General features: G+C 37.8%; 9 protein-coding genes and 1 tRNA gene. 5 read left to right on the top strand and 5 right to left on the bottom strand.

What is annotated here, in order from left to right; translation table 11 throughout:
- On the top strand, window positions 1–1,216 hold a 1,216-nt coding region (locus tag NZ519_09370; protein MCS7028962.1), incomplete at its 5' end, for an AI-2E family transporter.
- Between the two features lie 2 nt (window positions 1,217–1,218).
- On the opposite strand, the gene NZ519_09365 is transcribed toward NZ519_09370, so the two are convergent.
- Both NZ519_09365 and rpsU read right to left on the bottom strand, forming a co-directional pair.
- Complete coding sequence (locus tag NZ519_09365) at window positions 1,219–1,797, bottom strand: M15 family metallopeptidase (GenBank protein MCS7028961.1); 579 nt, start codon at window positions 1,795–1,797, stop codon at window positions 1,219–1,221.
- 15 nt (window positions 1,798–1,812) lie between these two features.
- A complete protein-coding gene (gene rpsU, locus NZ519_09360) occupies window positions 1,813–2,007 on the bottom strand; it encodes a 30S ribosomal protein S21 (protein MCS7028960.1) in 195 nt (64 codons plus the stop codon).
- 124 nt (window positions 2,008–2,131) lie between these two features.
- Between rpsU and NZ519_09355 the strand changes: the two genes are divergently transcribed.
- Window positions 2,132–2,216: transfer RNA gene (locus NZ519_09355), tRNA-Leu, on the top strand.
- 42 nt (window positions 2,217–2,258) lie between these two features.
- Here NZ519_09355 and dprA read toward each other — a convergent pair.
- Complete coding sequence (gene dprA / locus NZ519_09350; protein MCS7028959.1) at window positions 2,259–3,347, bottom strand: DNA-processing protein DprA; 1,089 nt, start codon at window positions 3,345–3,347, stop codon at window positions 2,259–2,261.
- Between the two features lie 115 nt (window positions 3,348–3,462).
- On the opposite strand from dprA, the gene NZ519_09345 reads away from it, so the two are divergent.
- Genes NZ519_09345 through NZ519_09335 form a run of 3 tightly spaced genes read left to right on the top strand, consistent with a single transcriptional unit; the run spans window position 3,463 to window position 5,604 of the window.
- Entirely contained in the window at window positions 3,463–3,738 is a 276-nt protein-coding gene (locus NZ519_09345; GenBank protein MCS7028958.1) for a DUF1294 domain-containing protein, read from the top strand.
- An 8-nt stretch (window positions 3,739–3,746) separates the two neighbouring features.
- Entirely contained in the window at window positions 3,747–4,562 is an 816-nt protein-coding gene (panB, locus tag NZ519_09340) for a 3-methyl-2-oxobutanoate hydroxymethyltransferase (protein ID MCS7028957.1), read from the top strand.
- Window positions 4,543–5,604, top strand: a complete 1,062-nt coding sequence (locus NZ519_09335; GenBank protein ID MCS7028956.1) for an ABC transporter permease — start codon at window positions 4,543–4,545, stop codon at window positions 5,602–5,604. Before panB ends, NZ519_09335 begins: the two co-directional genes overlap by 20 nt.
- Window positions 5,605–5,608: 4 nt before the next feature.
- Here the strand turns inward: NZ519_09335 and NZ519_09330 are convergent, their stop codons facing one another.
- The gene (locus NZ519_09330; protein MCS7028955.1) at window positions 5,609–6,616 is read right to left on the bottom strand and encodes an endonuclease/exonuclease/phosphatase family protein; all 1,008 of its coding nucleotides are present in this window, start codon (window positions 6,614–6,616) and stop codon (window positions 5,609–5,611) included.
- 94 nt (window positions 6,617–6,710) lie between these two features.
- Entirely contained in the window at window positions 6,711–8,150 is a 1,440-nt protein-coding gene (locus NZ519_09325; GenBank protein ID MCS7028954.1) for an aldehyde dehydrogenase, read from the bottom strand.
- Window positions 8,151–8,318 lie beyond the last annotated feature (168 nt).

The raw sequence follows: 8,318 nt of genomic DNA, 5'->3' as shown, positions 1-8,318 counted from the left end.
CAGCGAAGTACCGAAGCGAAGCGCAGTGCGGAATGCCCCGACCCTTGCGTCAGCAAGGGGCACGCCCAAAAAAATAACTACTTTTTACTTACTTTTGTACATAAGTATGGATGTAGTTAGAAATGCATTGCGTTACTTTTATATTGTCTTAATTATAGCTCTTGTAGCAGCAGTTATTGTCTACTTTCATGTCATTTTTCAGTATCTGTTAGTGGCTTTTTTGCTTACCTATATTTTGCATCCTTTGGTAGATTATATTAGCGAAATTCACATATACAACAGAAAAATTGGGCGTTCAGTAGCTATTTTTATCTCATTTAGTTTGATTATTTGCTTTTTTGCTTCTTTATTTTTGCTTTTGATTCCTATTGTGGCTCATCAATTAGAAAATTTTAGTAATGTCAATAGTAAAGAGTTGGTCAAGTTAGTGCAAGAACCTTTGGTAGAAATTGAAAAATTTGCTATTCGTAATAGAATCACTCGGCAAGAGGGCTTTTTAGTCAAATTTGTAGAAAGGAAAATAAGTCATTTTATCAGTTCTGATGAAATTCAAAAAATGGCTACCCAATTGGCATCCACAACTTTGGATGTTTTGCTGTACTTTCTTATTGTACCTATTATGGCTTTTTTCATGCTTCATGATAGTAGAGAGCTTAAACGGGCACTACTGGATTTTGTGCCTAATCGTTACTTTGAGATTGTCATCAATGCTATCAATAAGTCTGAACTTTTATTGAGAAGATACTTGTATGGCTTGTTTTTACAATCCTTATCTGTAACCTTGATGAGCTTTATATTTTGTAAGATTTTTGGTTTGCGTGATGCGTTAATAATAGCAATATTTTTTGGGGTTTTTAATGTAATTCCTTATTTAGGAATGATTTTGACAGGTGGATTTGCTTTGTTACTTAATGTAGGTAGTCAGATTGGGGAGATTATTGCGAATCATGACACGCAACTGCTTAAACTTATTTTGCTAAAAGTTGTGCTTTCAATTGGAATAGTCCATTTTATAGATGCTAACATTACTCAGCCTTTGATATTTTCAAAATCTGTCAATGCACATCCTTTGGAGATTTTTGTAGTTATTTTAGCAGGGGCTTTTGTTGCAGGGATTATTGGCATGGCAGTTTGTGTGCCTACGTACATGATAGGAAAAATTTTGATTAGAGAGTTTTTTTGGGCGTACAAGAACTATACTGTTTTTAGACAATAAGTTTATCGATATTCATAACTTTTTTGGAATTTACTTCGGGCGTATTCGTTTCCTTCGTACCGCCAGTGCCAAGGTTCATACTGTACGTTTTGCTTGTTATTAGGAGGAAAGCTAAGCACAAATCCATATCGGCAAGCGTTTTTTTGTAGCCATTTGAAGGTAGGCGTTTTTTCAAAAGCTATTTGATAGGTTAAGTGAGGATAATCTAAGTCCATAAAGTCTATGGCAAAGCCTGTGTGGTGCTCACTGTAATGCGGGGGCGCAGTGTGCTTCAATCGTTGCGATAAAGTTTGTTTGTGCAAGTTGCCTAAGTGATAAAATTGGTAAGCTTGTTCAGCGCTATCTCTGTACGCAGAGTAAACACCTATATGAACATTTTGCTTTTGGGCTTCTTCTATCATTTTTTTGAGTACGGGATAACATTGTTTATGTACGCGTACCTTGCCGAAGTACGTCATGCTGTCTGCAGGTTCTATGGCATAAGGTAGGTGGATAACTGTATCTTTTTGAGCAAAAATAAGTTGCGGCAAAATAATAAAAAAAGAAGCCCATAGCTTTTGTGGGCTTAGCTTGCTTTGCATAATTTGCCCAATAGGTTAGTAGTTTTCTTTGGCAAGTAACGCTTGGCGGCGTATAGCACGATTTTTAATCATTCGCCTTTTTACCGAAGGTTTGATATAAGCACTGCGGTTACGTAGTTCTCTCAAAATACCGATTTTTTCATACTTTTTCTTAAAGCGGCGTAGCGCTTTTTCAAAGTTTTCGTTTTCTTTTACATTGACTATAATCATAGGATTGTGAATTTAGTTAAGGCTGCAAAATTACATTAAGAGGTTTTTTTTGTCAAGTGTAAGAAAAAACATTTGAAACATGCTTGACAAGCACAGGCATTTTGATATATCTTTGCGGTTAGCTGCCGAGATGGCGGAATTGGCAGACGCACTGGACTCAAAATCCAGCGCCCCATAAAGGCGTGCGGGTTCGACTCCCGCTCTCGGCACAGCTACTTTTTAGTTTTTTGAAAAGGACAAATGCCACAAGCTTAAAGGAGTTTAAACTTTTTACCTGGCAACTGTGATATAATTCCTTTAAATTCCATATCCAACAAAATAGAAAACAGTTTCCCCGCAGGCATGTCAGTTTTGACTATAAGTTCATCTATTACACATTCTTTTTCTTGTAAAATTTGAACAATGTGCTGCTCTTCGGGCGTTAAGGGAAGCGTGGAAGGTTGGGCAGTCTGTGGCTTGTTTGTAATTTGAGCTAAATTAAGGTCAGCAAGGATATCTTCGGGTTCTGTAACTAATTTGGCAATATTTTGTTTAATCAATTCGTTGCTGCCTTTGGCACAAAGCCGATTTATATCCCCTGGTACCGCATATACTTCCCTGTTTTTACTAAAAGCAATGCGTGCCGTAATTAAAGCACCACCTTTTGGGCGAGCTTCTATGACCAAAGTAGCTACGCACATACCTGCAATAATCCGATTACGTTCAGGAAAATTTGTGCTTTCAGGTTGTGTATTTGAGGGATACTCTGTAAGCCAAGCCCCATTTTCTAGCATTTCCTGCGCAATAGTTTTGTGATGAGGGGGATATATACGGTCTAATCCATGAGCTAATACACAAGTGGTACTACCTTTATTACTTAAAGCTGCTCTATGCGCGGTTACGTCTATACCTATTGCTAGTCCGCTAACTATGTTCAAATTAGCCTGTGCGAAAGCAGATACAAATTTTTCTGTAATGCTTTTGCCGTATGAAGTAGCTTGGCGAGTGCCTACTACAGCTATAGCCATTTTTTGATTTAGGTTCAAGTTTCCCTTTTTGAACAAAATGATGGGAGAATCGGGAATTTGTTTAAGTAAGTTGGGATAATGCTCTTCGTAACAGCTGATAACCTCTATTCCATTTTTTTCACAAAAATTAAGCTCTTTTTCAGCAGCTTTTAGGCATAAGCCACTTGCAATAGCTTTTGCGGTTTGTTCGCCTATGTTTGGAATTTTAAGTAATCTTTGTTGTGATAAACGAAAAATAGCTTGCGCATCACCACAATAAGCAATTAAATTTTTTGCTCTAACAGGTCCTATGCCGTGTATGTTTTGAAGTGCTAGTAAGTATAATTTATCCACAGAACAAAAGTAGCAATTCGCTTCTGCTTATGAAAATGTATATGAATCATATTTTGCGCAGCTAAATTTTTATCTTTTTTGGAAAGTTGATGGACTTGCTTAACTTTGTCCTATTATGAACTTAAAAACTTTATTTTTAGTTTATGTAATTATTATTAACCTGGTTACCTACTTTGCTTTTGCTTCGGATAAATATCGTGCTCAAAATTACAGAAGTAGGATTCCCGAAAAACGGCTTCATACTTTAACTCTGCTGGGTGGAACGTTGGGTGCTTGGTTAGCTATTTTTCGTCTTAGACATAAAAATCGCAAATTTTCATTCCTTATTATCACTTTTTTAATTACTGTTCTACAAGCAGGCTTAGGATACTTACTTATTTTTTACATTTGACCTACCTTATGTCTATCAACAAAGAAATTAAGAGAGTTACCACTTATACCCTGCAGGAAATGAAGCGGGCAGGCATTCCAATTGCCATGCTAACTGCTTATGACTATTCTATGGCAAAAATTTTAGATAGCACGGGGATTGATGTCATTTTAGTAGGCGACTCGGCTTCAAATATTATGGCAGGGCATGAGACTACTTTACCTATCACATTAGACCAAATGATATACCATGCTTCTTCGGTTATTAGGGCTATCAAACGGGCGTTGGTAGTAGTAGACCTACCTTTTGGCAGTTATCAAGGTAATTCAAAGGAAGCACTAAATTCGGCTATTCGGGTAATGAAAGAATCAGGGGCACATGCTATTAAATTAGAAGGGGGGCGTGCGGTAAAGGAATCTATAGAACGCATTTTAAGTGCGGGTATTCCTGTGATGGGGCATTTGGGACTCACTCCGCAATCTATTTACAAATTTGGCACGTATGAGGTACGCGCTCGTGAAGCCGAAGAAGCTAAAATGTTATTAGAAGACGCTATTTTGTTAGAAGAAGTAGGCTGTTTTGCCATTGTATTAGAAAAAATTCCTAGCGAATTAGCTAAAAAAGTACATGAAAGGGTAAAAATTCCCTTAATTGGTATAGGTGCGGGCAGGCACGTAGATGGACAAGTTTTAGTAACACATGATATGTTGGGAATCAATAAAGAGTTTGCTCCTCGATTTTTACGCCGATATTTAGATGGCTACACTCTTATCCACGATGCAGTTAAACGATATATTCACGATGTAAAGACTAGAGATTTTCCGAATGAAAAAGAGTCTTATTGAAGCCATAAAACTGACTTATTTGACCCGTATTGCCAAAAATCAAATAAAAAAACATTTTGTCTTGTGGGTTAGTGCAAGCTTTTTAGTTGGTTTTACTTTTGTAGGTTTATTTGCCTATGCTTTTATTCCTGATAATAGCCAAAATGCTAATACACAGATTTTATCTTATAGTTTGTTGCCTAAGAATAGCCAAGTTTGGGTAGCTGTAGCTGGTCAAAAAAGTAAAAAGGGGAATGTATGGGCAGGTTACACGAGTGCTGAACTTGTATTGCCTGTGAGTAGCTATCTTCAGCAAGGTAACAAAGTGATTATTTACTATGCAGGAAAAACAGATACATTGTTAAATGGTCAGATAGAACGCCGCTATTTTAGATGGGGTACAGATAAATATGGTAGAGATGTGTTCAGTAGAATGATGATCAGTGCAAGAACAAGTTTAAGCATAGGTTTTCTTTCTACGGTGATTGCTACGGTAATAGGTGTATTTTTAGGATTATATGCGGGATACTATCAAGGTTGGGTAGAGCGTGTATTAAGCTGGTTCACGAATGTGTTTTGGGCTATCCCCAGCTTGTTGATTATTGTGGGAATTAGTTTTATTCTGGGTAAAGGCTTTTTTACTGTATTTATAGCTTTGGGGACTACTTTGTGGGTACCTATCGCAAGAGCTGTACGGGGAAAAGTTTTAGTTCTTAAAGAGTTAGAGTTTGTTCAAGCTGCACGGGCATTAGCATTTCCTACTTACAGGATTTTATATCAACATATTTTACCTAATTTGAGCAGCATTATTATTGTATATAGCACAGAAACTTTTGCGAATGCTATATTAATGGAAGCAGGACTAAGTTTTTTGGGCTTGGGCATACAACCACCTACACCTTCTTGGGGGAGTATGCTTAGAGAAGGTATTTACTATTTCACTCATAGAGAATATGCCCATTTAGCATGGTACCCAGGTATGGCTATTATGATGGTTGTTTTATCTTTTAATCTCTTAGCTAGCAGTATAAGGGACAAATGGGATATAAAGTTCAGATTTTAAACAGTCAGCGTTGAGAAATGTCTTTTGTAGCTGCGCGAGGTACAAACTCTAGTACGATGGGTACATGGTCAGATATTTTACGAGCTTCTTCCAAAGAACGAAAATCACGGACAAAGTCTATTCTACTACTACTTCTTGCTTCAATTTGTGTGGGATTAAAATAAAAATTATCGTACTCTTCGGAAAAATAGTCATCAGGTGAACCAGGGGCTGGGCGCATTTTCAAACTTGTTTTTACGTTGATTAGAGCAGGTTTTAAGCCCTTATTTCGAATACCTTCAAAAGCAGGATCTTTTTGAGAAAGGTTGAAGTCTCCCATCATAATAATTTTTTCGTTTGGATATTTATTTTGTAAACTCGGCAAAAGAGCTATTTCTTGTTTAGGATTTTTGTTTTGGGGCACAGCGTGAAAGTTGACTAAAAGTACCTTTTCTCCCTTGCATTCAAATCGAGCTAAATAAGGTTCGCGTTCTATTTGATCAGCTAAGCTTTTTTCTAAAAAGGGTTCTCCAATTAACCTTGCTCGGCTAGGTTTCCACAAATAGGCATATCGTTCTTTTCCTGTTCCTGTGGTTGGGTCGCTAACTGTGTATAGCCATTTACTTCCTGTACGGTTAAGCGCATCAGCAAGTTTAGCTACAGCTTGGGGTCCTACAAACGTACTGGATACCTCTTGAATAGCTACAATATCCATATCTTTAAGTTTTTTAGCAATGTATTCTATTTCTTTTTCATCCTTAGACTGACCAAAATTCTGTATGTTCCAAGACATAAGGCGAATATTTTGTTTTGTATCTGTAGGTGCGTAAGGGTAGTTTTTTTTCTTGTTGCTATCTTTTCTTAGGGCTTTTGAGGTATCATTCTGATTAAAGGTTTGCTGTTGTTGAGAAGATTGAAGTGCACCTGAACTTTTATTAGATTGACCTTTGTCATTTAATGGACATTTTCTAAGACTAGCAAATAAAAATGCTGCGCTAGCTATGAGTAAAGGTATCCAGTACTTTGTTTTCATAATTTTACAAAGTTAGAGTTTTTTAGGGAAGGTAAGTATCAAGATGAGAGATTTTAAGCTTGGTTCAATTTAACTCTGTGGTGAATTTTTGAAATTAAATATGAATGCAAATGTTCTTAGGTTCAGTAAAGAAGCGAAGGGCTTCCCAACCGCCTTCTCTTCCTATTCCTGATTGTTTCATTCCTCCGAAGGGGGTTCGTAGATCACGAACTAACCAGCAGTTTACCCACAGAACACCGCTTTCTATGGCTTGGGCTACTCTGTGTGCGCGGGATAGATTTTCTGTCCAAATGCTACCTGCTAACCCGTAAGGGGTACTATTAGCAAAAGTAATAGCTTCTTCTTCTGTATCAAAAGGCTGTATAGTAACTACTGGTCCGAATATTTCTTCTTGGTTTGTACGGCAATAAGCGTTCAATCCTGTAATTACAGTAGGTGATACGAAGTATCCATTTTGACATCTTTGGGGCACCGCTGGTTTTTGAGTACCTCCGCAAAGTATTTTTCCGCCTTCCTGCTCTGCTAGTTCAATGTAAGAAATTATTTTTTGATAGTGGGTTTTGGAAATAACTGCTCCTAAGTTGGTATTTTCATCTAACGGATCGCCTACTACGAGCTTTTTTGTTCGCTCTACGTATTTTTCAACAAAGAGGTCATAAATGTCTTTTTCTACAAATATTCTTGAGCCACACAAGCAAATTTGACCTTGATTAGCAAAAGCAGCAGTTACAGTTTCTTGGATAGTGCGTTCTAAATTACAGTCTGCGAAAACCAAAGTGGCGTTTTTACCACCTAGTTCGAGAGATAGTTTTTTGAACATAGGTCCAGCTACTTTTGCAATTTCTTGACCTGTTTTTGTTCCACCTGTAAATGAGATAGCTTTTATTTGAGGGTGTTGCACAATTGCTGCCCCTGCACGAGTTCCATAACCGTGAATAATGTTTAGTACTCCTGGGGGCAAACCTGCTTCCATACATAGTTCAGCAAGTAAATAAGCGGTCATAGGTGTGAGTTCTGATGGTTTAGCAACTACACAGTTGCCTGCAGCTAGGGCAGGTGCTACCTTCCAAGTGAAGAGATACAGGGGTAAGTTCCAAGGCGAAATACAACCAACTACGCCTAAGGGCATGCGCAAAGTGTAGTTCAAAAAATGGGGCTGGTGGTGCGATTCAGAAGCAAAATGAATAATTCCTGTGGCAAAAAACCTAAAATTTTCTATAGCACGAGGGATGTCTACTTTTTTAGATAGCTTCAAAGGTTTGCCGTTGTCATTAGTTTCGGCTAACGCTAATTTATCTAAATTTTTCTCTATCAAATCAGCAATTTTTAATAGTATCTGGCTGCGCTCCTGTGCAGACTTTTTACTCCACACTTTGAAAGCTTGGGTAGCCGCCTGTACAGCTAAATCTACGTCGCGCTCATCTGAATCAGGCACGTAGCTATACACTTGACCTGTGGCAGGGTTGATGTTTTCAATATACTGACAACTTATAGGTTCGACGAGTTGACCTCCAATGTAGTTTTTAATTTGCATATAGACAAAAATAGCACTTTTTGCAACTTGAGAAACATGCAAGGTGTGAGACTTAAATTTATTAAACGTTTTGAAAAGGTTTATTTTTTTACTTGCGTGAGGCATGCGAAGGGCGTGCGTCAGCACGGTGCGGAGCGAAGCGTAGCACCGAAGCGATAGCGTAGCCCG

It is taken from the genome of Bacteroidia bacterium, from assembly GCA_025056095.1.
Classification (GTDB): Bacteria; Bacteroidota; Bacteroidia; order JANWVE01; family JANWVE01; genus JANWVE01.
The sequence above is the reverse complement of the archived record's forward strand: the minus strand, read 5'-3'. Positions and strand labels throughout refer to the sequence as shown.

What these genes read in the sequence shown, in the direction of transcription:
- NZ519_09335 (MCS7028956.1), top strand. Translation starts at nt 4,543, where the DNA reads ATGAAAAAGAGTCTTATTGAAGCCATAAAACTGACTTATTTGACCCGT.
- NZ519_09365 (MCS7028961.1), bottom strand. Translation starts at nt 1,797, where the DNA reads ATGCAAAGCAAGCTAAGCCCACAAAAGCTATGGGCTTCTTTTTTTATT.
- NZ519_09330 (MCS7028955.1), bottom strand. Translation starts at nt 6,616, where the DNA reads ATGAAAACAAAGTACTGGATACCTTTACTCATAGCTAGCGCAGCATTT.
- panB (MCS7028957.1), top strand. Translation starts at nt 3,747, where the DNA reads ATGTCTATCAACAAAGAAATTAAGAGAGTTACCACTTATACCCTGCAG.
- NZ519_09325 (MCS7028954.1), bottom strand. Translation starts at nt 8,150, where the DNA reads ATGCAAATTAAAAACTACATTGGAGGTCAACTCGTCGAACCTATAAGT.
- NZ519_09345 (MCS7028958.1), top strand. Translation starts at nt 3,463, where the DNA reads ATGAACTTAAAAACTTTATTTTTAGTTTATGTAATTATTATTAACCTG.
- rpsU (MCS7028960.1), bottom strand. Translation starts at nt 2,007, where the DNA reads ATGATTATAGTCAATGTAAAAGAAAACGAAAACTTTGAAAAAGCGCTA.